Origin of the sequence: Frankia sp. AiPa1, from assembly GCF_023243075.1 — a bacterium.
Classification (GTDB): domain Bacteria; phylum Actinomycetota; class Actinomycetes; order Frankiales; family Frankiaceae; genus Frankia.
In genome coordinates this window covers 1-25,195 of the sequence record NZ_JALKFZ020000168.1, presented here as the reverse complement: position 1 = coordinate 25,195, position 25,195 = coordinate 1, and the positions used below count along the sequence as shown (strand labels likewise).

General features: G+C 73.4%; 13 protein-coding genes and 1 riboswitch. Of the genes, 7 read left to right on the top strand and 6 right to left on the bottom strand.

Translation table 11 applies throughout. The annotated features are described in order from the left end of the window. Nucleotides 1-172 precede the first annotated feature (172 nt). The 7 genes from MXD95_RS19960 (at nt 173) to MXD95_RS19930 (ending at nt 12,573) form a co-directional block, all read left to right on the top strand. Entirely contained in the window at nt 173-3,715 is a 3,543-nt protein-coding gene (locus MXD95_RS19960) for an ATP-binding protein (protein WP_250642192.1), read from the top strand. 202 nt (nt 3,716-3,917) lie between these two features. Continuing rightward, nucleotides 3,918-6,788, top strand: coding sequence for a hypothetical protein (locus MXD95_RS19955; protein ID WP_250642211.1), 2,871 nt, complete (start codon nt 3,918-3,920; stop codon nt 6,786-6,788). A gap of 620 nt (nt 6,789-7,408) precedes the next feature. Continuing rightward, nucleotides 7,409-8,332 (top strand): type IV toxin-antitoxin system AbiEi family antitoxin domain-containing protein, encoded by a 924-nt coding sequence (locus MXD95_RS19950; protein WP_250642191.1) that lies wholly within the window; start codon nt 7,409-7,411, stop codon nt 8,330-8,332. Between the two features lie 243 nt (nt 8,333-8,575). Next, nucleotides 8,576-8,698, top strand: a riboswitch (TPP riboswitch). 155 nt (nt 8,699-8,853) lie between these two features. Then, entirely contained in the window at nt 8,854-9,750 is an 897-nt protein-coding gene (locus MXD95_RS19945; RefSeq protein WP_250642190.1) for an ABC transporter ATP-binding protein, read from the top strand. After that, nucleotides 9,747-10,637 carry an ABC transporter permease gene (locus MXD95_RS19940; RefSeq protein WP_250642189.1) on the top strand — a complete coding sequence of 297 codons (891 nt, stop codon included), beginning with the start codon at nt 9,747-9,749 and terminating at the stop codon, nt 10,635-10,637. Before MXD95_RS19945 ends, MXD95_RS19940 begins: the two co-directional genes overlap by 4 nt. Next, nucleotides 10,634-11,659 (top strand): ABC transporter substrate-binding protein, encoded by a 1,026-nt coding sequence (locus MXD95_RS19935; protein ID WP_250642188.1) that lies wholly within the window; start codon nt 10,634-10,636, stop codon nt 11,657-11,659. The genes MXD95_RS19940 and MXD95_RS19935 overlap by 4 nt, the downstream gene beginning before the upstream one ends. A 5-nt stretch (nt 11,660-11,664) precedes the next feature. Further along, on the top strand, nt 11,665-12,573 hold the full coding sequence (locus MXD95_RS19930; protein ID WP_250642187.1) for a TenA family protein: 909 nt from the start codon (nt 11,665-11,667) through the stop codon (nt 12,571-12,573). A gap of 167 nt (nt 12,574-12,740) precedes the next feature. On the opposite strand, the gene MXD95_RS19925 is transcribed toward MXD95_RS19930, so the two are convergent. The 6 genes from MXD95_RS19925 to MXD95_RS19900 form a co-directional block, all read right to left on the bottom strand. After that, on the bottom strand, nt 12,741-14,603 hold the full coding sequence (locus MXD95_RS19925; protein ID WP_250642208.1) for a class I SAM-dependent methyltransferase: 1,863 nt from the start codon (nt 14,601-14,603) through the stop codon (nt 12,741-12,743). A gap of 10 nt (nt 14,604-14,613) precedes the next feature. Beyond that, nucleotides 14,614-15,819, bottom strand: a complete 1,206-nt coding sequence (locus tag MXD95_RS19920; RefSeq protein ID WP_250642186.1) for a glycosyltransferase — start codon at nt 15,817-15,819, stop codon at nt 14,614-14,616. Further along, entirely contained in the window at nt 15,816-16,727 is a 912-nt protein-coding gene (locus MXD95_RS19915; RefSeq protein ID WP_250642185.1) for an alpha/beta fold hydrolase, read from the bottom strand. The genes MXD95_RS19920 and MXD95_RS19915 overlap by 4 nt, the downstream gene beginning before the upstream one ends. A 149-nt stretch (nt 16,728-16,876) precedes the next feature. After that, nucleotides 16,877-17,188 carry an acyl carrier protein gene (locus MXD95_RS19910; RefSeq protein ID WP_250642184.1) on the bottom strand — a complete coding sequence of 104 codons (312 nt, stop codon included), beginning with the start codon at nt 17,186-17,188 and terminating at the stop codon, nt 16,877-16,879. A gap of 80 nt (nt 17,189-17,268) precedes the next feature. Then, nucleotides 17,269-22,812: a type I polyketide synthase gene (locus MXD95_RS19905; RefSeq protein ID WP_285223692.1), complete on the bottom strand. Its 5,544-nt coding sequence runs from the start codon at nt 22,810-22,812 to the stop codon at nt 17,269-17,271. Continuing rightward, nucleotides 22,805-25,195: SDR family NAD(P)-dependent oxidoreductase (locus tag MXD95_RS19900; RefSeq protein ID WP_250642183.1), on the bottom strand; the 2,391-nt coding region annotated here is incomplete at its 5' end. The genes MXD95_RS19905 and MXD95_RS19900, both read right to left, overlap by 8 nt.

The following is a 25,195-nucleotide window of genomic DNA, read 5'->3' as shown; positions in this document are numbered from 1 at the left end:
CCACGCCGACGGCGCCCGACGGCGCCCGGCGGCGCCCGGACATCCGGTCACCTCCCAGCGGCCACGGACAGACAACATAGGACCACGCGGGGAGACCAGGCATGCACGTCGAGGCATCCTGAACGAAACAACAACTACGGCTATCCGCCCCGATCTCGCGATCAATTCGTGGATGTCCCCGCCGGCTCTCGACGAAGCAGGCCCGACGACCGTGTTCAACGGCTTTCAGTTTCATCGCATCCTCAGCGCCCCGCGCCGGCCCGACGCCGGAGCCGGGCCCGACCCCGTCCCGTCAGCGCTGTTCGCGGCGCTGGTCGGCGCGCATGCCGAGCTGATCTCCCTGGACAACGACGGCCAGGCCGGCGCGGGCCTCGCCGTGGCCTGGCTGCGCGGCCCGGGTGACGCCCACATCCAGATCCTCGTGGGCGGCCAGCCGTACTTTCCCCCCAGCCCGTCCGTCCCGGCAAAGCCTCCCTCGCGCGGCGCCGCCCAGCTCACCGGCCCCGCCCAGCTCACCGGCCCCGGCCAGCCACACGGCGGCCCGCTCCGCGGCGCTGATCTCGATGGACCGACGCACGGCGCGGCGGAACTCGACGGCTCGCTGCTCGGCGACTCGGGTCTCGGAACCGGACTTCCGGAGCTGCCGCCGTTCCCGGAGCCTCCCCCGGCCGGCGTACACCGGCCGGGGGCGCCGCAGCCGGCCGGCTGGCGTTCCCGCCGTCCCGCGGCGACTCTCGCACACCCGGGCCGACCCGACCGGCCCGTGCCCATCCTCTATCCGCCGGGAGCAACCTCAAGGCCGCTACCCGCCGGGGCGGTCGCCGCGGATCTCACCCGGATTCCTCACTGGCTGCGCTGCGCGGGCGCGCCCGACGCGCTCTGGGCATCCGGGCCGTCCGGCCAGCCGGGCGGCGGCAGCGGCGGCGGCCAGGGAGCCGGCTCCGGGCCGCGCCGCGGCTCGTTCGACGACTACGCCGCTCATCTCGCCGGGCCGTTCGCCTGGCTGGTGGTGGCCTGGCCGGTGCCATCCCATCGGCTCGAGGCCGAGCGGGACGCACTGGCCCGGACCATCCCGGCGCTGCGGATGCGCGAACATGACCAGGACGCCCGGCTCGAGCTCGAACGGGCCGAACAGCGTCATCGGGAGCTCGGGCGGGCCGCGGCCAGCGGGATGTGGGACGTGGAGATCCTGGTCGGGGCGGGCAGCCAGGCCAGCGCGTTCTCGGTGGCCGCCCTGCTGTGCAGCGCCAGCGATCTTGACGAGCTGCCCTACACGTTGCGCCCGCTCGGCCCGGTCAGTTCGCTCGCCGGCGCACTGGCGGCGCGGACACCGACCGAGGCCCGGACGGCCGCCCGTAGCCCCTTCCGGGCCGGCGCCGAGCTGCTCGCCGCCGTGGCCCGTCCGCCGGCCCGGGAGCTGCCGGGCATCACTCTGGTCGCCCCGCACTCGTTCGACGTCACCCCGGAGGGCCCGGACCTGACCGGCCCGGCGGACCCGGCCGGAACGCCCGGAGCGGTGCCGCTTGGCGACGTCCTCGACGCGGCCTGGATGCCCGCCGGCGCGTTCAGCGTGCCCCGAGCGACGCTCAACCGGCATGCCTTCGTCTGTGGTGCCACCGGCTCGGGCAAGTCACAGACCGTGCGCGGCCTGCTCGAGTCACTGACCCGTATGCCCGATCCCGTGCCCTGGCTGGTGCTGGAGCCGGCAAAGGCGGAGTACGCCCGGATGGCCGGACGCCTCGCCGACCTCGCGGATCCCCCGGCGCCCGCGGCGCCCGCGGGCCTGGCCGGCGGCGGGCTCGGGGAGGTTCTGGTCATCCGACCGGGTCGGTTGGACGCGCCACCCGCCTCGCTCAACCCGCTGGAACCCGAGGCGGGGTTCCCGCTGCAGAGCCACGTCGACCTGGTCCGCGCGCTGTTCCTGGCCGCCTTCGAGGCACACGAACCGTTTCCGCAGGTGCTCTCGCGAGCACTCACGGCCTGCTATCAGGACCTGGGCTGGAACCTGGTTCTGGACCGGCCCGAACCGGCGCACCGACCGCGCCTGCACGTGCGCGGTCCGAACGCCGACCCACTCGTCGACGCGCGCCGACGCTACCCGAGCCTGAGCGATCTGCAGCGCAGCGCGACCCGGGTGGTGGAGAACATCGGGTATGGCGCGGAGGTCACCGCGGACGTCCGCGGCTTCGTCGACGTACGCATCGGCAGCCTGCGCCAGGGCAGTCCAGGCCGGTTCTTCGAGGGCGGCCATCCGCTCGACATCGGCGCACTGCTGACCCGCAACGTGGTCTTCGAGCTGGAGGACATCACCAGCGACCAGGACAAGGCGTTCCTGCTCGGGGCGGTGCTCATCCGCATCGTCGAGCACCTGCGAGTTCGGTACGGATCAGCCGGCGCGGGCGGGCTACGCCACGTGCTTGTCGTCGAGGAGGCCCACCGACTGCTGAAAAACGTCACTGACGGGCCGGCCGCGGCCGCCGTCGAGCTGTTCGCCTCGCTGCTCGCGGAGATCCGCGCGTACGGCGAGGGGCTCGTCGTCGTCGAGCAGATCCCGGCGAAGATCCTGCCCGACGTGATCAAGAACACGGCACTGAAGGTGATGCACCGCCTCCCGGCCGCCGACGACCGGGAGGCGGTCGGCGCCACGATGAACCTGCGTCCCGAACAGTCCGAGGTCGTCGTCGCGCTGCCCGCCGGGGTGGCGGCCGTCAGCGTCGACGGCATGGACCGCCCCGTCCTCGCCCGGATGCCCCCCGGTGACGCCCGGGAATCGCCCGACGGCGCCCGCCACGACACGGTGCCGCTGGCCGCCCGGCGAAGTCCCCGCTGCGGGGCGGCATGCCTGCGCACGAGTGCCTGCGACCTGGAGCAGACGGAGACCGCGGCTCTCGCCGCCCGGGAACCGTTGGTGGTGCTGTGGGTGGAGGCGCTGGCCGCACACCAGGTCATGGGGTTCGCGGATCTGCTGCGGGCGGCACCGTCGCGCCCATCCGAGGCGCTACGGGCGGTGCTGGCGGCGGCCCCGCCCCGCCACCTCGACTGCCTGCTCGCGCACGCCGTGGACAGCGCCACCGCCGCCCGCGCCACGCTGCTGGCCCCCTTTGTCGATCCCGACGAGTTCGCCGACGCCCTGTACACCACCGTGCGCGGCCTGCTCGCCGAGGCCGGCATCGCATCCGCCGGCATCGCATCCGCCGAGGACGGCGGCAGCACGACGGGTGCCGGCAGCCCGCCCGCAATCCCCGCCGAGAGCCCCGGCAGCCCCGGCAGCCCCGGCGGGATCCCAGGTGACGCGGGCGACTTCGCCGCGAGCCCGGACGGGACGCGCGGTGCGCCCGAGTCGCGCCGGCTCACCGCAGGGGTGTACCGGTGGCAGGACGTTCGGGTCGCTCTCGGTGCGGCGGTGCGTCGCCAGGGCACGGCCGCGCCACCACACCCGCTCACCGACTCCTGGCGGGACCGGGGTCTCGACCTCCCCGGCGGCTCGCTCGGGGAACAGATCGCCTGGCTGCAGGCAAGCCCGGTCTACGCCGTCGGCGCGGACCAGGTCGTCATCGGCGATCCAGCCGGCAGCGGCCTGGCTGACGCGGTGCGCACGCTCGGTGGCGGGACGGACCGTGCGGCCATCCTCGTCGCGTTCCGCCGCGCCTGCGACGGACCACACCTCACCGACCTCGTTGACCAGATCGCGGGCCTTGTCCACCCGCAGGAGTAGCGCCACCACCACCACCGGCGGCGGCGGCGGCGGCGATCCGACTACAGCAGGTCCGACGACGGCACCCACCACCGCATAAAGCGACAGAACGGATACTACACGCCATATACTGCACCAGGAGAGACCGGCCTGCCACGACGCGTGGAAATCCAGGCTGATCAAGACCATCCAGACGGGTCGGGGGACGAGGATGGACGGTGCGATGCTGGCGGCGGAAGCCCAGCTCGCGCGCGGTCTGAACGTGCCGGGCGAGCGCTGGGGCTGGGAGTTCGTCGATGGCGGGCCGCCCGCCCCGAGCCCGCTGGTCGACCAGGAACCGGTGTTCACGCCACCCCAGCTCCCCGATCTGCCGGCACTCACCGAGCGGCGTCGGCACGCGGTGCGCTCCCTGTGGGTCAGGATGCTGCTGCCGGTGCTCTTCGTCGGGTTCGGTGTGCTGCTCGCCCGGGACGGCGGGCTGGTGTTCGTGCCGGCGGGACTCGGCCTCGCACTGCTGGCGGGGCTGCCGGTGCTGGTCGGGCAGGTGCGGCTCACTCGCGCGCGACGCCAGTCGACGGCCGTCAGCGCGAAGGCCCGCGCCCGCCACGAGGTGGCGATGTCCACCTGGCAAGCACAGATCGCGGCGCATGACCAGGCCGAACAGCGGCGGCGGGAGGCCAGCAGCGCCTTCCACCCGATCACCGCGCCGGCCACGACTGCCCGCATCGACGTGTTCGGCGGGGACGGCGACGGCTGGGCCAGCCTGCTGGCCACGGCGGGAACGTCGCAGCTCGCCGCCGGGGCCGGCATCCTGCTGGTCGATCTGAGCGAGCGGACGGTGGGCGGCGGCCTGGCCCGGTTCGCCGGACAGGTGGGACGACCCGTCGAGTCCTGGGATCTGCCCGGCCAGCTGGACGAGGTCGAACTGCTCGTGGGCCTGGGGCCACGCGAGGCCGGCGAGCTCGTCGCGGACGCCTTCGAACCGACCGGCGCGCGGGAACCCGACCCGCATCGCCGGGCGCTGCACGCCGACCTGATCAGCTCGGTCAGCGAGGTGCTCGGCGAACGGCTGACCTTCCGGCGCCTCGCCGAAGGCCTGCGAGTCCTCGAGGGCCTCGACGACAGCACCCGCACGGTGGCGATCTCCACGCCGGAGGCCATGGAACTGGTCGGCCGGATGAACGCCTTCGGCCGTGGTGAACGCATCCCCGACGAGCTGCGCTACCTTCGCTCCTCGCTGCAGGCGCTGTGCCCGCCGCCGGCCGGCGTCCCGGCGGGGGGCGGGGGCATCCAGGCCGGCGGCGCGGGATTTCCTCCAGGCTTCCCGGGGAGTCCCGCGACGGGCGCCGGCCGGTGGGGCGCCGAACTGGCCGGCACCGCGATGATGCCGGGGGCACAACCGGAACCTCAACCCCCGGACCTCCTCAGCACCGGCGGCCGTCGCCTCGGCGCCTGGTGGCCGGTGCACGGCCTACGGGTGATCGCGACATCCAGCCGCATGGCCGCCACCCATCACAAGGAGCTGGCGGACCGGCTCGTGGTCCAGGCCCTGCTCCACCAGCTGCGCAGACGAGTCCTGGGGCCGGCGACCAGCCGGGATCTGGTGGTGGTCGCGGGAGCGGACCAGCTCGGCCGCCCGGTATTGACGAGTCTCGCGCGACAGGCCGAGATCGCCGGGACGCGCCTCGTGCTGTTGTTCGAGCGGCTGGCCGACGACGCCGAACGCGTCCTCGGCAGCCAGGGCGCGTCCACGATCATCATGCGGCTGGGCAACGGCAAGGACGCGACCACCGCCGCGGAGTTCATCGGCCGTGGCCACCGCTTCGTCCTCTCGCAGGTCACCGCGCAGATCGGTCGCAGCTTCACGGTCGGCGACAGCGACAGCGTCGGCACCCAGGACGGCACCTCCGACACAGCCGGCACCAGTGGCGGCTCCGCCCGCACCTACGACGGCACCCGCCTGTTGCCCTGGCTGCAGAACACTTCGACCAACACCGGCTGGCAGGAGTCGGTGACGACATCACGGTCACAGACGTGGCAACGCACCGTGAACTCGTCGCTCAGCGATTCGACCACCGACGGCGAGACCTCCGCCCGGGTCTACGAGTTCCTGGTCGAGCCGACCACGGTTCAGACCCTGCCAGCCACCGCCTTCCTGCTGGTCAACGCGGTGAACGGACCGCAGCGGGTGGTGCTGGGCGACTGCAACCCGGGCACCGTTCTGCTCCCCCGCGTCTCCCCGGTCGACCGCGCGACCGCGGCCCGCTTCCCCGGCGCGGCCCACCGCCCCACGGCGCCCAGTGCGCTGCCCCAACCCCACTTCCCCGCGTCGCAGGCTGTCCCGCCACCCCCGGCCGCGCCACCCCCGGTGGCGCCGCCGCAGGCCGGCCCCGCGTCGATCGCGCCGCAGTGGGCCTTCCCGCAATGGACCTCCCTGCCACAGGTCGCGCCGTCGTCGGTCGCCCCCCAGGAGGCCGTCCCGTCACCGATCACGCCACCGCGGTTCGCGCCGCCCATGAGCCCGCCACCGCGGACCGCGCCGACGAACGTCACGCCGCCGGTCGGCACTGACCGCCCCCACTCGCCGCCCGCGCCACCGGCACCGCCACCGCCACCGTCGGCGGCGCCGCAGATCAGCCCCTTGAGCTACCCGGCGCCGTCGGCACCGTCCGCCGCCTGGCCGTCCACGGCAGCACAGCCGTCGGCCGGATGGCCCCGGGCAGCACGGCCGGATCAGAGGGGATGGGATCTCAGCCGACCGGAGACACAGCGTTCGGGCGCCGACGGACCAGCCGCGACGGGCTGGGTGCCGGACACCTCGCAGCTGACGGCCAGACCGCACTCCGCCGACAGGACTTCCCCGGCCGACAGGACTCCCCCGACCCACGGGAATCTCCCGGCCGAACGGGCTCGCCGGCCGAACGGGCCACCCCCGCGGGGCACGAACACGCCGCCCGCCAGCTCCGCGCCGGCACCGGCCAAGGGCCAGGACTCCCCCGCCGCGCCGACCCCGGAAGAGGGCCACGGCGTCCCGCCGCGTCGCGGTCGCCTGCGGGCCGGCACGCGCCACGCGAACCGACCTGAGTCGACCTGATTCCCCGCACGCCGTCGTCCGGCGCTGGTCACGCAAACACGCCGCAAGGCAGGCGCGGATCAGGACCCTGCCGGCCAGGCGGGAGAGGGCGCATGGCGCGGCCCCTGACCGCACGGCCCCTGACGACACGGCCCCTGACCGCACGGCCCCTGCGCGCTCCCGCCCCCAAGGCACCCGCCCCCACCCCACCTACCCCCACCCCGGCAGCAGCCCCCGGCCAAACGTTACGTTCCGCGGTGGGCGACGGAGCAAGATCCTGCTACACAGGTCGTCGTGGGGGGCAAACCGGACACGAACACCCCCACAAGGACCTCTTTGGATCTTGAGCCCGCCCAGCGCCGGCCATTCCGCTACAGACGGTGACGCCGGCCGTCCAGCGGGAGCGTGTCGCCCCCCAGGGGACCAGCGGAGTCAGGTCAAGGGACCACATCCCATGCCGGGCTTCGACCGGATGCGGATCATGCGACGAGGGCCTCGCGATGGTCGTCGCCGGCCGGGACATCGGTCGCCCGATGCGCGCGCCGACCGGCGACTCGCCACCCACGGCTGTCCACCGGCAAGTTTTCCACAACCAAAGAAATGCAGGACATCAACACAGGAACAACCATCATTGTTGATGCATGGCCCATACCCCTGGCCGACTCCCCTGGCAGGAGATCGCCACCCACCAGGCCGGCGTCATCACGATCCGCGATGCGGTCGCCGCCGGCGTCCCTCCTACCGAGATCCGGCAGCATCTCGCCGACGGGCGCTGGCAACAGCCCTACCGTGGCGTTCTGCTCACCGAGTTCTCCCCGTCCGACGGCCCTGCGCACCTGTGGGCGGCGGTGCAGGCCGTTGGCGCCGATGCGGTGCTCGCCGGGGCGAGCGCGGCCCGTCTCGCCGGCCTGGTCGGATACGCCGACGCGCCGGTGACCCTCCTGCTCCCGACCTCCCGGCGCAGCGCGGCGCCACCGGGGGTCGTCCTGCGGCACAGTGCCCGCCTCACGGCCGCCGACCTGGACCGACGGCACGATCCACGCCGAACGACGCCCGGCCGCTCTGTGATCGACATGGCCGAGTGGGCTCCGTCGCGATCGCAGGCGGTCACGATTCTCACCGACGCCGTGTCGCAGGGAATCGTGCCGCTACGCGGCCTGCGGGACGCGCTGGCCCGGCGCGGGCCAATCACCCGCCGCACCCTGATCGCCGAGACCCTCGACGTCCTGGAGACCGACGCTCCACTGCTGACCGAAGCCCTGTTCCGCCAGCTCGAGCAGCGTTATCTCCTGCCCGCCGCCCGGTATCTGATGGACGGCCCGCCCGACGAGCCGACCTCCAGGCTGCGGATCTGCTTCGACCCATGGCCGGTCCGCACCGAGGTGGCGACCAGCGCCGGCGCGCCGTCCGCCACTTCCGACGCCGCCGGCCACCTCGTCGTCCGCCTGCCGACGCGGATGGTACGGGAGTCACCGGAGCAGGCGGTCCGGGTCGTCACCGGTGCGTTGCGCCAGCGGGGCTGGCAACCAGCCGTGCCCCGTTCCCGTCCGGCGCTGGCCTCGTGATCACACGGGCCCCGCGCCGGCCCCGACGGTCTGGCGCGCAATCGGCATCCTGGCCCGGAGCCGGGCCGGAGCCGGGCCGGAGCCGGGCCGGAGCCGGAGCCGGAGCCGGGGCAGAAGCCGGAGCCGGGGCAGAAGCCGGGGCGCACATCGGTCGGCCGGGCGACCGCCTGGTCCGTGGATGAATGTCACGGTGCGCGAACAGGGTCGTGGGGTTGGCGAAAGGCTGAGCGTGCCGTACTTTTGGGCGATCGACGCGGGAGCTTCCACCCGAGGAGGCTGAGAGGGCGGCTGGGCATCAGCCCGGCGCCGCCGACCGCCTGAACCTGTCCGGGTAATGCCGGCGTAGGGAGTTCATCGTGGTCACGCGCCGCCGCACAGCCGCCGGATCGACATCGGATGGCACACCGGCCCGACTCGCACCATCCGATCTCCCACCGTCGGAACGCACCCCATCGGAACACATACCAGCGGCCTGCGCGCCGGCAGGCACCACGTCGACGGGGCACACGGCAGCGGATCCAGTGCTGCCGCTCGGTCCTGGCATCGAGCTGGTCAATGTCCGTCGCGGCTTCGGCGACACGATCGCGCTCGCCGGCGTCGATCTGCTGGTCGAGCCCGGACGCCGGGTCGGGATCGTCGGTCCGAGCGGATGCGGCAAGTCGACGCTGCTGTCGATCGTCTGTGGGCTGGACGAGCCGGACATCGGCCACGTGGACGTGCACGGCCGCGTCGACGCGGCTGGTCGTCTCGCGCACTGCGCCTGGATGCCGCAGCAGGACCTCCTCCTGCCGTGGCGCAGTGTGCTGGCCAACGCCCGCATCCCCCTGGAGAACCAGGGCCTGTCCCGGCCGGAGGCGTCCCGGCAGGTGTGGCCGCTGCTGGCGCGGTTCGGTCTGGCCGAGTTCGCGGACCACCGACCAGCCGCGCTGTCCGGGGGGATGCGCCAACGGGTGTCGTTCCTGCGCACACTCGCTGCCGGCAAACCGGTGCTGCTGCTCGACGAGCCGTTCGGCGCGCTCGACTCGATCACTCGCGCCGACCTGCAGGACTGGCTGCGTTCCACCCTCACCGACGAGCCGCGCACCGTGCTGCTCGTCACCCATGACGTCGAGGAGGCACTGCTGCTGTGCGACCGGGTGGCGGTGATGTCAGCCCGTCCCGGCCGAATCCTCGAAACCTTCGACGTGGCGCCCGCGGCGAACATCACCAGCGGCGCCACGCGGCGGGCACGCCTCGCCGATCCGAATTTCGTCGCCCTGCGTGATGCCGTCCTGGCCAGCTTGGAACGAGCCCGCGATCCGGCCCTGGCCGCGGCCACCCACGACGAACCAGCCTGGAGCAACTCAGCCTGGAGCAACTCAGCCTCGGACGGCTCGGGCGCACGGGATGGCGCCGCCGCGCCGGAGCCCACCCGATGACCAGAGCTCCGAGAGCGTCGTGGCCGAGAGCACTGTGGCCGAGAGCACTGTGGCAGAAGGTGCCGTGGCAGAGCGCCCTGGTCGGCCTGGTCGTGCTCGGTGGCTGGGAGTTCGTCACCCGGGTGCTGCACGTCGAGGAGTACATTCTGCCCGCGCCGGACCAGGTGGCCTCGACGCTGGTGCGGCGCTGGCACGACACTCTGGCGAGCGCCACCTGGGTGACGTTCAAGGAGATCGTCCTCGGCTTCGCCCTGTCCCTCGTCGGTGGGCTTGGCCTCGGCTGCGCGCTGCACTTCTCGGCCGCGGCTCGCCGGGCCCTGTACCCGTGGCTGATCGGCTCGCAGACGATCCCGATCGTCGTGATCGCGCCGATTCTCGCCATCGTCTTCGGGTACGGGATCACGCCTAAGCTGATCCTGGTCGGGCTGATCTGCTTCTTCCCGGTCGTCGTCGGCACACTCGACGGCCTCGCCTCGGTCGACCCGCGCCTGATCGCGATGATGCGCACCCTGCACGGTGGACGGCTGGCCATCTTCGCCCGGGTCGAGTTCCCGGCGGCGCTGCCGTCGATGTTCACGGGGCTTCGACTCGCGGCCGCCTACGCGGCGACCGGCGCGGTGTTCGGCGAGTACTCCGGTGCCGCCGACGGGCTCGGCCATGTGATGCGCCAAGGCGTGCCGCAGCTGCAGTCCGCCCTGGTGTTCGCCGCGATCGTGCTCCTCACCGCCATGTCCGTGGCGGTGTTCGCACTGGTGGGCGCCGCCGAGCGGCTGCTCGTCCCCTGGCATCGGCCCTCCGCCCCCCGAACCGCCGACGCCGGCCGTACCCACGTCGGCCGTTCGGAGCCCGCCACCGTGTACTCCTCCCAGGAAGGGACCTCCCGATGATCTCGCCGCGCCTGCGCCGGCTGTCCACGCGCACAGCCGCCCTGCTCGCGCTCGTGCTGGCCGCCACGGCGGCCTGCGGCTCCGGCGGCTCCGGCGGCTCCTCGGGCGCGGCACGGCGGTCCACGACGGTGTTGCTCGACTGGGAGCCCAACCCTGACCATCTCGCCCTGTACTCGGCACTGGACAACGGGGACTACCGGGATGCCGGGCTGAACGTCACCCTGCGCTCACCCTCCGACCCATCCGACCCGCTGAAGCTGGTCAGCACCGGCACCGTCGACCTGGGCATCTCCTACGAACCCGAAGTGATCATCGGGGCGACCCAGAAACTTGACGTCGTGGCGGTGGGCGCCCTCGTCCCGACGGCGCTCAACTCGATCATGGCGATCGGATCGGCCGGCATCACGAAGCCCGCGGACCTCGCCGGCAAATCCATCGGGACCTCGGGGCTCAGCACCGACGAGGCGTTCCTCGACGCCATCGCCCGGGCCAATCACTTCGACCCCGCCTCGATGCACCGGATCGACGTCGGCGCCGACCTGCTGCCCGCGATGATCTCGAAGAAGGTGGACGCGACGCTCGGCGCCTACCGCAACGTCGAAGGCGTCACTCTCACCGCCCGCAACCTCGCGCCGAAGATCATTCCGGTGACCGAGGCCGGCGTGCCACAGTACGACGAGCTGGTGATCATCGCCAGGCGCAGCCGTCTCGCGAAGGACCCGGCCTATGCCGCCCTGGTCCGCGACTTCCTCAAGGCGACCGCCGCAGGCAACGACCGGGTGCTCGCCGATCCCACGAAGGCCGGCGCGGCACTGGACGGCGTCACCGACGGCTACGACCCCAAACTCCTCCCCACCATGATCAAGGCGACCGCACCGCTCCTGCGCAACCCGGACGGCTTCGGCCGGATGGACACCAGCGACTGGACCTCGTTCATCGCCTGGATGCGCCAGGAGAACCTGATCAAGACGACCGTGGCGACCGCGGACGTCGTCACCGACCAGTACCTGCCGGCCAGGTGACCGCCATGCCCATCGGCACCGAGCCCATCGACACCGAGCCCCTCCCCAGCGAACCCCTCGGCGGCGGGCCGGCCGGCAGACCGGTCAGCGGCGGATCGGTCAGCGGCGGATCGGTCAGCGGCGGGTCCGCCAACAGCGCGTCGGCCGAGCGCGAGTCCGCCAACGACCAGCCTGTCAGCGGGCAGCCCGCCGCACGGCAGTCGTTCACCGCACGGCAGTCGTTCACCGCACGGCTCTGGGCGTCGACAGAGGGGATCTACCAGGCGATCCTGCGCCATCCCTTCCTCACCGGCCTCACCGATGCAAGCCTGCCCCGGTCGGCGTTCGGCCACTTCATCGTGCAGGACACGTACTACCTGCGGGACTACGCGCGGGCCCTGGCGGTCTGCGCGGCCAGGGCACCGACCGAGGCCGATGTGCGGGCGCTGGCGACCGATGCCGCCGAGGCCGTCGCCGCCGAACAGGCCATGCACGCCGACCTGCGCCAGGCCCTCGCCGAGTCCGGCCTGGACGCCGACCTGCTCGCGGTCGCGGACGCGCGGGCCGTAGCGGCGGGCGACCCGGTCGGGCCGACCACCCGGGCCTACACCAGCTATCTGCTGGCAACCGCGTACGGCGGCTCGTTCCTCGAGGGGCTGGCCGCCGTCCTGCCCTGCTACTGGATCTACGCGCGGGTCGGCGCGGAACTGCTCGCCGCGTCCTCCCCCGACCCGCTGTACGCCCGCTGGATCGCCGCCTACGGCGACCCGGCGTTCCAGGCGGTGGCGGACCGCGTCATCGCCCTCACCGACCGGGTCGGCGCGGCGGCATCACCTGGCGAGCGGGAACGGGCCAGCGCGCACTTCCTCGCGACCGCCCGCTACGAGTGGATGTTCTGGGACGCCGCCTGGCGCCACGAGACCTGGCCGGTGTAGCCAGAACCGCTGGAAAGGCACGGACCACATCGTCAGTGCAGGGCACCATCGATCAGGCTCGCCCGGTGACGAGCCGCGGAGTGTCAAGCCGTTTCGAGAGCGTCTCGAACGCGGCCACCGGCAGATGTTCCTTGAGAACCGACCAGCTCCCCAGCACACCGGCCGGGCTAGAGCTCCTTGCGGGCGATGATCAGGCAGGTGCTGGCCAGCCGGGGGTTGTGGACGTAGCGCCGAGAGAGCCGGTCGACGACCCGGGCCAGCGCCAGCAGGGGGCTGACGACCGTCATCATCAGCGCCCAGGACGCCGTGGCGACGGGACCGGCGGCCCCGCGCAGCCATGGCATTGGCCGCGGCGCGATGGCGTTGACGGCGAAACGCAGCGCCAGGGTGAGCTCCCCGGGCCCACGCGGAGCGGCGAAGCGGACGAGTACCGGCCGCAACCCCCGGTCGGCCAGGGCGGCGAGCAGGTTGTCCACCGGGATGAAGTGAGCCCGTTCCGGGATCGCCCAGCCAGACCAGAACCGGCCGAGCAGCCGGGCCTGCACGCACTCGGCGTTGACCAACTCGCACAGCAGGTGCCCACCGGTCGGCAGCGCCTTGGTGACGGCATCGAGTTCGGCCGAAGGGTCCTCGCACCCTTCCAGGTAGCCGAACATACTGATCACGTCGTAGTAGCCGGCGACCACATCGGCGATCTCGGACAGCCAGCCGCGGTAGGCGTGGTCGATCCAGCCCCGGCGCAGTCCCTCGGCCAGGCGGGACGAGGTGTCGGCAGCGTCGAACACCGTCCCCGGCCACATTTCGCGGGCCGCGTTCGGGACATGCCCGTGCCGGGAACCGACATCCAGCCAGGTATGGGGCAGCACGAACGGCCGGACGGCTGCGACCTGGCCGCGCCGGTCGCGGGCGATCGACGCGAGGACGTGCTCGCCGACGTCGGCACGCAGCCCGTCATAGCGGTCCCGTTCGTAGAACTCCCGTCCGGCGGCGTTCAGCGGTGGGTTGAGAAACACGTGCCCGCAGTGCTCGCAGTGGTCCAGCTGGAACTCGCCGGGCTTGCGCAGCAGCATGTCCGGGGCGACGAGCCGGACGGACAGCTCGGTCGACCCGCACCACGGGCAGTCGTCGCGCTCGTAGCGCTGGAAACGGTCAAGGCCGGCGCGGACCTCACGGTGGTAGGTGTCGCGGCTGGCGGCGGTGCGCGCCCGGGCGGCGTGTTTGGCCGGATCGGCGGGCAGTCCCGCGGCCTTGGCCGCCGCGGCCCGCGCGGACTGGGTGCGCGCGGCCCGCACCGAGTCGATGACGAACAGCACCCCGCCGAGGACTCGCACCAGCGGCGAGCGGATCAGGTCGCGAGGACTGAGCGGCACCCGCCCGGCGCAGACGACGAACGGCTGGAACCAGAACAGGGCGAGAGCGGCCAGCCCCGCCGCCTGGTTGTAGTGCAGGCCGATGCCGGTGGCCACCTGAGGGACGAACGGGAACAGCTGGTAACGCCGGGTGAAGCGGTAGACCCGCTGCTGCACGCGCGCCCGCATCGCCGCGTCGTCGCGGGCGGCTCGCAGTCCGGGCAGCACGGCGAGATCGGTCGAGTCGGAGGCGAACAGCTTCAGCCGTTCGGTGAGGTCGACGAGCTCGACCGGGTCGAAGTCCTCACGGGGGGTGATCCTGGCCAGGTCGAGGATCTCCGAACGCACCAGCAGCGCCTGGAACGCGCCGCGGCCCGGCACACAGCGGTCGGTTCGGTAGGTGCGGGTGTCGACCATCCGGGCGACGTCGAGGGCGCGTTCGACCGTCAGGTCGGCCGGGATCAGGTCGAGGACGTCCAGCTGGTCCCGGCTGGCGTGATAGCTGGCCGCCCGCCGGGCGCCGTCGGTCAGCCGCACCCCGGCGGCGACGAGGAACTCGTGGTGGGGGTCGACCGGCCGGCCGGAGGCGGGAATGGTCTCCAGCCGCCGCAGGCGACCACGCAGCCGCATGGCGTTGGCGATCAGCCCGACGCACACGACGATGGCCAGCCAGCCGAGCAGCCCCCTCACCTCATATGACCAGCTTCTCGATGTAGTCGGCGGCGGTGGCGACCCCACCGGCGGCGCGGAAGGCGTCCCGCAGCTGTTCCGCGGCACGCCGGTGGGCGGGGTCATCGAGGACCGAACTCACCGCGGAACGCACGATCGGCGCGCCCGCCCGGCCGAACTTGATCCGTACTCCGGCGCCGCTGCGGACCACCTGTTCGGCGATGACCGGCTGGTCATCACGGACGGGGGCGACCACCAGGGGTAGGCCATGGCTGAGCGCCTCGCACACCGTGTTGTTCCCGGCATGGCAGACCACCGCCGACAGCCTCCCCATCAGCTCGACCTGCGGCACTGACGCGGTGACCAGCAGATCATCGGATGCCCGCAGGTCGTCGATCAGCCCGGGCGGGGCGACCACGATCGCCTGCACCCGGTCGGAGAGAGTCAGCAGCCCCTCCGCCGCGGCCCGCAGGAACCGCCCGCCGGCCTCCCGCGTGACGGTACCAAGCGAGACAAGCACGGCGGCCCGTTTCGGGTCGAGCCACTCCCACGGAAACGGGGCCCCCGTCACGCGCAGTCCACCGGCGGCGCTGCCGACGAAGATGGAGTTGCGTGGCAGCGTCGGCCCGTCGGGTGCCTCCGGCCGGCGCAGCAGTTCCGGGACGGAGAAGACGATCACGAGCTCGTCGGAGAATCGCAGGTCACCACGGTCCGCTTCGGCCTCGGACAAGCCGTGGGTGACCTGGAAGTCACGCAGCAGGCTGGTGACCCACTGGCCGAGGCCGGCGAGCACCCCGTACGGGTCGTCGAACTCGGCGGAGGTGGTCGCGAGGGTGGCCCAGTGCAGGCCGCGGCGCCGGGCGATCAGCGCCGCACCGATCATCTGCTGGTCGACGACGAGCACGTCCGGACGGAACTCGTCGACGGTCCGCTCGATCGCCGGGATCATCGCGGTGTTCAGCGGGAGCAGGAACTCCTCCCACAGGAACTTCAGCGACGCCGGCCCCCGCAGCGAGTGCGACCGGGCGAGGATGGCCGCCCGGGCGGACTCGTCGGCAAGCTCCGGCAGCGCGTACAGGCGCATGCCCGGCGGGATCAGGTGGCCGATGACCGCGGCATGCCCGGCGAGGGCGACCTCATGTCCCCGTCCGGCAAGCGCACCGGCAACGCCCACCGCCGGATTCACGTGCCCGGTCAGCGGAGGGACGACAAACAGCACCCGGCTCATCTATGACTGCTCTCCGCGGTGGTCACCGTGCGGGGGGTGTTCAGGTTGGGCGGCGGAACCATGTCGGTGATCCACTGCGGCGTCTCGAACCGCTTCGTCGCCGAGGGCACGTACACCGGCCGCGGCGTGGTCCGGTCGCCAAGCAGCCACCAGCGCAGCAGCTCGCGCAGATAGCCGGTGGCCTCCCGCAGCACCATATGGGTGTGGTGCTCCAGGACGACCAGGGTGGTGTCCGGCACGACGGACGTGAGGGTCTCGGCCTGGCCGATGATGTCCGAGTTCTCGCCGTAGATCGCGAGCACCGGCATGCTCAGCCGCCCCAGCGCCTCGACGGAGAACGGCGTCATCGACAGCATGTCGGTGGCGATCGTCGTCTCCTGCAGCAGCCGGCGGGCGGACCGGGTGGCCCGGCCGATGACCCGCCCAGCCGCCTGATGCAGCCAGAGCTCCACCTCGTCGTCGGACATCGCCGCGAGGATCTGGGTCAGCGAGCGCGCCATCTCCTCGCCGAGCCCCTCGAGCAGGAACGGCGGCTCGATCAGGGTCAGACTCGCCGTCCGCTCGCCGAACTCGCAGCCGTAGGCGATCGCCATCGTCGCGCCGTAGCTGTTGCCGATGATGTGCACGGGATGGTCCACGCCGAGCGCGTCGAGCAGACCGTTGAGATCGGCGAGCGAGTCCGCGAGCGCGTAGCCCTCCGGGGTGCGTTCGCTGCGCCCGTGCCCGCGCAGGTCGTAGCAGATGACGTCACAGCCGATGTCGGAAAGATACGTGCCCAGCGACAGGTAGAAGCTGGACATGTTGTCCATGACCATGCCATGCAGCATCACGACGGTCGGGATGGCGGGGCCCCGCGGGCCGATCCGTTGGACGTGCAGCCGGACGTCGTTCGCGCGGATCTCACTCATTGGCACCACTCTCCCGGTCGGTCACCGTGTCCTCGGGCGCCCGACATACCCGGCTCGCGCGTCGCCCCGTGGTCACCTGGTTTACGGCGTTCGCCCAATTTCCCCTGGGACATCCCCGAGGCATCCCCTGTGGCTCCGTACGGCGTCGGTCAGGCCGAACCGGTCGTCGCAGGCACGGGCTGACTGTCGACGACGAATTCGACGACCTCGCCGACCCGCATGTTGATGACCTGGTCGACGTCCCGGGTGGCAAGAAAACCGACGAAGTCGACGGCATCGCCATAACGTTCCCGCAGCCGGTCGGCGAGCGCGACGAACTCGATGCTTTCCAGCTCCAGGTCGTCACCGAACGACGTTTCCATGGTGATTTCCATGTCGAACGCGTACTCCTCACCGATGACGTCCCGGACGTCCTCGATGATTTCCCCGAGCACCCGCGTCTCGACGGCTGAGCGGTCCATCTGTGCCACCTTTCTCCCGGTCGCCGCTGTCGCGCCGGTCATGATCGTCCCTGGCCCTACTGCTGCTGCTCCGTGCACTGTCACTCGATAGGTCTCGACGCGCCGACGCGGACGTCGGCCTCGATCTCGGGGGAGGTCCAGGCCACCACGTACCGGGCGGGAACGCCGGCCCGGTCCGCGGGCGCCGCGGCGGCCGGTTGGTCGGCGCCGATCCGCGCGTCCCCGGGCACAATCCGGCCAGCGCCATCCACAGTACGCAACGCCACCCAGCGCACCCGGGCCTGGTGATGCCCGTATCCGGCGCCGCCCACCCCGGTGTTCCCCACCCCGGCGTCCACCAGGCCGGCATCGACCAGACCGGCATCGACCAGACCGGCATCGCCGTGCACGGTGACCCGGAGCAGGCCAGGCGGGCCGGCCAGGGCGCTGGCCGGTGATGACGCCCAGGCCGCCGGTGCCGGGTACGGGCCGTCGACGACGAACTGGCGGGGACGGCCGGCAAGCCCTGTTCCCCACGCCTTCGCCGCGGCCTCCTTCGCCGCCCACAGCCGCGTGAACCACACCGCCCGCGCATCCGGATCCACCCCGGCGAGCCGGTCGAGCAGCTCCGCCTCGGCCGCGGCGAGCGCGGCCTTCTCGACGCCGGGGGCGCGGGCCACGATCTGTTCGATGTCGATCCCGACCGAGCCCGCGACCGACACCAGAGCGACCGCGATCTCCGGCTTGTGCGCCAGCGACACCCAGGGCGGTTCGGCCAGCGCGATGCCCGCGCGGCGCGGCAGCGACCGCACCCGGGGCGCGCCGAGCGGGCCGTGCTCGATCCCGACCTCGATCCCCCAGACCGGCCCGGCGCCGCGGTCCCACAGCAGGCGGCGCACCGCGTCCTGGGCGGCGATCCGGCCGAGCAGCCGCCCGCGGGCCGCCCGCGGATTGAGCGCGGCGAGTTGCGCCCGGGCCTGCGCGTCCAGGTAGTGGCGCACGACCAGTTCCCGCGACGCCGACTCGCTCCACCGGTCGATCGCGACCAGCCAGCCCTCGCCGGAGGGCTGCGCGACGCTGTGGATCTCGGGGGCGCGCACCATCGTCCACAGCACCGGGTCGTTGGCGAACCTGCGGTCCGTCCAGGCGGTGATGACCGCCCAGCACGGCCCACCCACCCGGCGCAGCTCCAGATCGGCGACCACGGTGCGCTCGGCGACCGCGCGGATGCGCACCACGCAGTCCACCTCCTCGCCCTCGGCCGGCGGTGGTCCGTAGAAGCGCAGATCCGCGATGGACTGGGGCAGCAGCAGAGAGTCCTCGGCCAGGTGCTCCATCGCCCAGTAGCCGAAGAGCTGCCCGGCGTTGTCCAGCAGAGCGCCGGAGGCGGACGGCACCCGCAGCCGGCCCCGGATTCCGGCCTCCGAGATCCCCCCGATGTGCTCGACGCCCTGGTAGCCAGGACCGTGGAACAGGAAACGTCCGCGGTAGAGGTCCGGACCCTGATTGCGCGAGGCGCGTTCGGCGGGCAGGACCGGCGTGGCCGGCTGCCCGGGCAGGTCGGCGGTGACGACCGTCGTGGCCGGCGCGGCCGGATAGTCGGCGGCGAACAGCACGGTGCCGCGCGCGTACCCCTCCACGGTCACCCGCACGGCCTCGACGGGCCGCGCACCGGCCGTGTTCGGGCCGGCGGCCTCGTCCGAGCCGACCGGGCCGAGCGGGTTCACGGTGATCGGGACCTCGACGGCCGGCTCGATCGCGAGCCAGCGCAGCGCCCGCACGTCCTTCAGGCCGATCGGTACCAGCCCGGGCATGACCGCCGCCGCCTCGGCGATCATGAGTTCGAGAACCTCGGTCATCGGCACGACCGGGAAGCGGTCGGACATGGTGGTCCAGCCGGGCGGCTGCCGGTAGAAGCAGTGATCGATGACATGCGGCATCGTGGCGAGCGAGAGGTGGCGCAGGACGGTGCGCGGTCCCGTCCGGCCCTCGGCCGGGCCGCGGGGTGCGGACGGTGCGGACGAACCCGGGCGTGTGGGCCCCGCCGGCGACAGCAGCGGCGTACCCGTCCCGCCGGGCGTTCCTGTCCCGTCAGGGACTGCCGTCCCACCGGGCCCGACCGGGATCCGGGAGGCGGTCGTGCCGGCAGGGCCGCTGCCGGGCGTAGCCGCGTCGAGGGTGTGACCGGCGGCCACCGACCGGCCGGCCGGGGACCTGCGGGCGACGAGGGGTGGGACCGGCCGGCCAGGCCGCGCCCCCTGGCCGAGGGAGGAGAGGGATCCCACCGGGTCGCGGGACCACTGGTCGACGACCTCGGCCATCGTCGCGTCGGCGTCCACCAGCGCGGCCCGCAACGCGGCCAGCACCGGATGTCCCGGCGCGGTCCCGACAGCCGCCGCTTCGACCTGCGCGGCCATGGCCGGCGCGGCGGGAACGGCGGGAACGGCGGGAACGGCGGGAACGGCGGATCCGACCTGCGCCGCGGTGGCGGGGCGAGCCGCGGCCACCGAGGTCGCCACGGGCACCGCCGCCACCGCGGGCACGGAGGGGGCGCAGGGGGCGGCGGCGGGCGACGGGGCCGCCGTGGCATCCCGCCGGCCCAACAGATCCCCGGCGGCGGGGCCGAGCCGGACGAGTGGAGTCCCCAGGCGCAGCCGAACGGCTCTTCCCTGCCGGTGCGGCACCTGGACGCGCCGGCCAGAGTCCGTCGCCCCGGTGCCAGGCGCGGCGGCGTGGCACGAGGCGGCGTCGCTCAGGCGGACGGCCGCCGGCTGCTCGGGACGGGTGCGACAGGGCAGCAGGTCCAGGCGCGGCGAGGCACCCTCGACCCACAGGGACGCGGCGACACGGCGCAGCTGGTCGAGCCCGGAGCGCTTCGGCGTGTTCGTGGCCAGGGAGAGGTGTTCGCGTCCACGCAGTGTGTCGTCCACGAAACCGGCGATGCTTCCCACGCCGACCTGCACGAACGCCCGCACGCCGGACGCGTGCAGCTGGTCGACGAGCTCCCGGAAACGGACGGGCTCGACCAGGTGGCGCAGCGCCAGCTCGCGCACGGCGGCGGGTTCGGCCGGGTAGGGCGACGCCGTCGTGGCCGACCAGATCGGCACCTGGGCCTCGACGAGGGCGGTGGACTCCAGGCTGGCGCGGGCCAGATCCAGGTATGGCTCGAAGAACGGCGAGTGGAAGCCGGACTCGAAGGGCAGGAGCTGGCCGAGGACGCCGGCCCGGCGCAGCCGGTCCAGCGCGGTGCGTACGCTCGCCTCCCGCCCGCAGATGATCGACTGATGTGGGCAGTTGTCGTGCGAGACGACCACCTCGTCAAGGTCGGCGATCACCTCGCCGGCCTGCTGGGCGCCGCAACCCAGGGCGCCAAAGACCACGCCCGGGACCTGCACGGCGTCCGCGTCGAACCCGGAGATGAACGAGTCGGCGAACGCGTCGGGAACCAGCCCGCAGGAGATCATCGCGTTCCACTCGCCGATGCTGTGCCCGCCGACGAGGTCCGGGGCGATGCCGAGCCGGCGCAGCGCGACGTCCAGGACGCGTCCGACCTCGACGCTGGCCACCCCGTGCTGCCCGAGCACAGCGGTGTCCGCCGTGCCCGGGTCGGTCAGGCCGAAGTGCGCGCAGACATCGTCGATGCGCGGGGTGAAGTTGTCCTCGAGCCCGCAGAACAGAAAGGCGGTGCGTCCACCGCCGTCGGGGTTGGCCGGATCCAGCAGGCCGGTTGGGGTGAACCACAGGTCGTTGCGGCCTCGCCAGGGCGTCCCGCGTCCGACGACGGTGCGCGCCAGTGCGAGGCGCCGCGGGTTCGGCGCGACCAGGGCGAGTCGCCAGGGACCGCCACTCGGCGGGCAGGCCGCGTCGTCGCGGGCGAGCAGCTCGGCGTCGGGCCGGTCGAGCTGGGCGAGCAGGTCCTGCGGCCCAGTGCCGGCGAGCAGCAGCACCGCCTCGGCGTTCGGATCCGCCACGAGCTCCACGGCGGCAGGGCCGGCGGCCACAGCGGCAGAACCGGAGGCCACGGCGGCGGGTGCGGGTGCGGGTGCGGGGAAGGTGTGGACGGCGGTGATCGGGGCGCCGGTCGGCGCCTCCTCGACGACGAGGTGGGCGTTGATGCCGCCGAAGCCGAACGCGTTGACCCCGGCGCGGCGGGGGCCGCCGCCGGTTGGCTCGTCCCAGGCGGTCGCGGTGCGCACGGGCGCGAAGCGGCTGCCGGCGAAGGCGGCGTGCGGCTCGTCGCAGTGCAGGGTGGGTGGCAGGGTCCGGTGGTGCAGGGCGAGCGCCGTCTTGATCAGACCGGCCGCGCCCGACGCCGGCATGGCATGGCCGATCATGGACTTGACGGACCCGATCCCGATGTCCGCCGCGCCGGCCGGGCGACCCGGGCCCGGGGCCCCGGCGGTGCCGAAGACCTCGGCCAGGGTGGCCAGCTCCACCGCGTCTCCGGTGGGGGTCGCGGTGCCGTGCGCCTCGATCAGTCCGATCGCGCCAGGGGCACTCGGGTCGAGGCCCGCATCCGCCCAGGCCCGGCGCACGGCCAGAACCTGGCCGCCCGCGTCCGGCGCCATCAGCGAGGCGCCGCGCCCGTCGCTGGACGTTCCGGCGCCGCGCAGCACCGCGTAGACGCGATCGCCGTCACGCAGGGCATCGTCGAGGCGGCGCAGCACAAGCATGCCCACACCCTCGCCGATGACGATGCCGTCGGCGCGCCGGTCGAACGGGCGGATAGCCTCGCTCGGCGAGAGCGCCCGCAACAGCGTGAACACGCTCCAGAACGACGCCTCATGGACGAGATGCGCACCGCCGACCAGCATCGTGTCGGTGCGGTGGGCGCCGAGGTCACGCATGGCCGCCTCGACGGCGATCAGCGACGACGCGCAGGCCGCGTCCACCGTGTAGGCGGGTCCGCGCAGGTCAAGTCGGTTGGCGATGCGGGAGGCGGCGAGGTTCGGCACCAGCCCGATCGAGGCCTCGGCCCGGATCGGGCCGAGCTGGTCGAGAAACGCGGTGCGGACCCGCTCGACCGCGTCGGCCGGCAGCTCCGGCAGAACCTCACGCAGCGTGGTGGCGAGCTGGCGGGAGGTACGGACGCGCTGCTCGAGGCGGGCCACGCCGGAGCCGACGTAACCGCCACGGCCGAGCACCACCCCGACCCGGTCCGCGTCGCCGAGCCGGTCGGCGCCGCCGGCGTCGGTGATCGCCTCGGCGGCCAGTCGCAACGCGAGCAGCTGGTCCGGTTCAGCCCAGTCCAGCGCGTTCGGCACGATCCCGAACGCCGTCGGGTCGAAGGCGGCCAGATCGTCGACGAACCCGCCGCGCCGGCAGTAGAACGCCCCTCCGTCCGCGGCCGCGTCCCCGGCCAGACCGGTGGAACCGCCGGGTGTCACGGGGACGCCGGGCGCGGCGGTGAAGAAGTCGTCGACATCGAACCGGCCGGGTGGCACGGCGCCGACCGCGTCCACCCCACCGGCGATATTGCGCCAGAACGTGTCGAGGTCGCCCGCCCCGGGAAACAGGGCCGACATCCCGACGATCGCGATCGGCGTAGCGACCGCCACGGCGCTCGGCGTCGCCCCGCCCCGTCCCCCGGCCGTGCCGCCGGCCTCGGGGCTGACAGCACGGCCGGGGGCGACGGGATCAGGCATCGAACGCCTCCGCGTCCGCGCACATGTAGACCACCTGCGCGGGGCCGTCCGCCGGGCCGGCGAGCTCGGCGAGCAGTGCGGCGACACCCTCGTCCGGGTCGATGAGGCCGATGCCGCGCCGAGCGTACTCGCGGGCGAGCTCCGGCGAGACCATCCCGGCGCCGGCGCGGGAGCCCCAGGGGCCCCAGTCGACGCTGACGACCCGGCCGGCGAAGCGACCGGACGCAGCCCGCGCCAGGGTGTCCAGCGCGTCGTTGCCAGCCGAGTAGTCGACCTGGCCGCGGTTACCGAACACGCCGGCGACGCTGCCGAAGAACGCGATGAAGCCGATGTCGTCGCGCACCGCCGCGAGCAGCGCCCGTGCGCCGTCGACCTTCGTCCGGTAGACCCGCTCGAACGACTCGGGCGTCTTGTCCCGCAGCAGCCGGTCGGCCAGCACGCCCGCGCCGTGGACCAGACCATCGAGGCGTCCATGCCGGGCGTACACGTCGGCGACGACCCCGGCGACGGCCAGCGGGTCACGCACGTCCACCGCGTGGTAACGGACCGAGGAGCCGAACTGGCCGAGTGCGGCCAGTGTCGCGCGAACCTCCCGCTCGGCGAGCAGCCGGGAGATCCGGGACTCGATCTCCGCCGGGCGGCGTACTCCGGCCGCGATGAGGGCCCTGCGCAGCGCCGGGGCGTCCGGTGCGCCTGCCGTCGCCGGGTCCTCCGGACCGCTCGGCAGCGGGGTGCGTCCGACCAGCTCGATCGCGCAGCCGGTGCGGCGGGCGAGTTCCACCGCGAGGCCCGCGGTGATTCCCCGCGCGCCGCCGGTCAGCAGCACGACCGAGGCCGGGCCAAGGTTCGACGGCAGCGCGTCCCCGCCGACCGCCGGGGCGCGACGGACCCGCGCAACCGCGCGCACCCGGTCACGGTAGCCAACGACCACCGGCCCGCCGGGCGCGAGCAGCTCGGCGAACAGACTGTCGGCGATGCCGCGCGGCTCCTGCTTCGGCTCCACGTCGACCAGGCGCAGCGCGAGCCCCGGCGCCTCCTTGGAGATCGTGCGGATCAGACCCGCCAGCCCCGCACCGCGCGTCGGGCGCATCGCGGACTGCTCGGCCTCGGCCGCCCCGAGCCCGGTGCCGCTGCCCGCCCCGGACCGGCTGGCCGCGGCCGCGGGAGACGTGGGATAGCCGAAGCGGCCACCGTCGCCAGTGACGACGAGGACCCGCCGGCAGCCGCCGAGCGCCGCCGCCCGCAGCGCCGGGAAGGCCGCGGGCAGCACCGCGTCCTCCTGGGCATCCGGGTCGGCCGAGGCGATCCAGGCCAGGCCGTCGGTGCCCGCGCCAGCCTGGATCTGGTCCACGAGACCAGGATCGTGGGCGGCGAGGATGCGCACCTCGCCACCCGCCTTCTCCAGCCGGGTGGCCAGCGCAAGGCCCACCCCCAGACCGCCCTCGACCAGCAGGAACCGGGCGCCGCGCAGGTCAGCGGGCAGGTCCGCCGGCGGCGGGACGTCCTCGACCTCGACGACGAAGCGCCGCAACGGGAACGCGCTGGGCACACCGGCACCCGCGGCCCCGGCTGCCGCCACGGACGCGCCGGCCAGGGCGGGCGCGCGGTGGGCAGGAGCGGGAATCGTCGGTTCGGCAGCGGCTGCGGGCATGGCGACGTCGGCGAACGCCGGTCCGGCGAACGCGGGCGTGGCCGATGCCGCAGGCGCGCTGCCGCCGATCCCGGCACCACCGTGGCCACCGCCATGGGGCCCGGTGCTGCCCGGCGCGGCGCCGTTGGTCGTGCTGCTCACGGTGCCAGCGGTCAGGGGGCCAGCGCTCAGGGGGCCGGCGTTGGCGGGCCCGGCCCCGTCGATGACCGGCGCCTGGCCGGGCGTGGCCGGGCCGGACGCTCCTGAGCCGGAGCGGGCCAGGATCCAGTCGACGATGCCCCGCACCGTCTTGATCGCGGCCAGCTCCTCCACCACCGACTCGTCCAACTCACCGGAACCCGGCGCCGTCAGACCCAACCGACCCGCCAGCTCCCCCAACACCTCCGTCCGCTTGATCGAGTCAATCGACAGATCAGCCTCAAGATCCAGATCGGGCTCGAGCATCTCCACCGGATAACCGGTCTGCTCCGCGATCACCCCGACCACCACCTCCGAAACCGACACCCGATCCAATCCCGCAGGCGCCTGCGCGCCCACGGACGGGGCGGCACCCGCGGATGGGACGGCACCCACCACGCCGTTCTGGTCCACACCGATGCCAGCGTGGATGGCCGGAACCGCTGCGCCAGCAGCAGTGCCGCCGGTCCCCGCGGACCGGGCCAGGATCCAGTCGACGATGCCCCGCACCGTCTTGATCGCGGCCAGCTCCTCCACCACCGACTCGTCCAACTC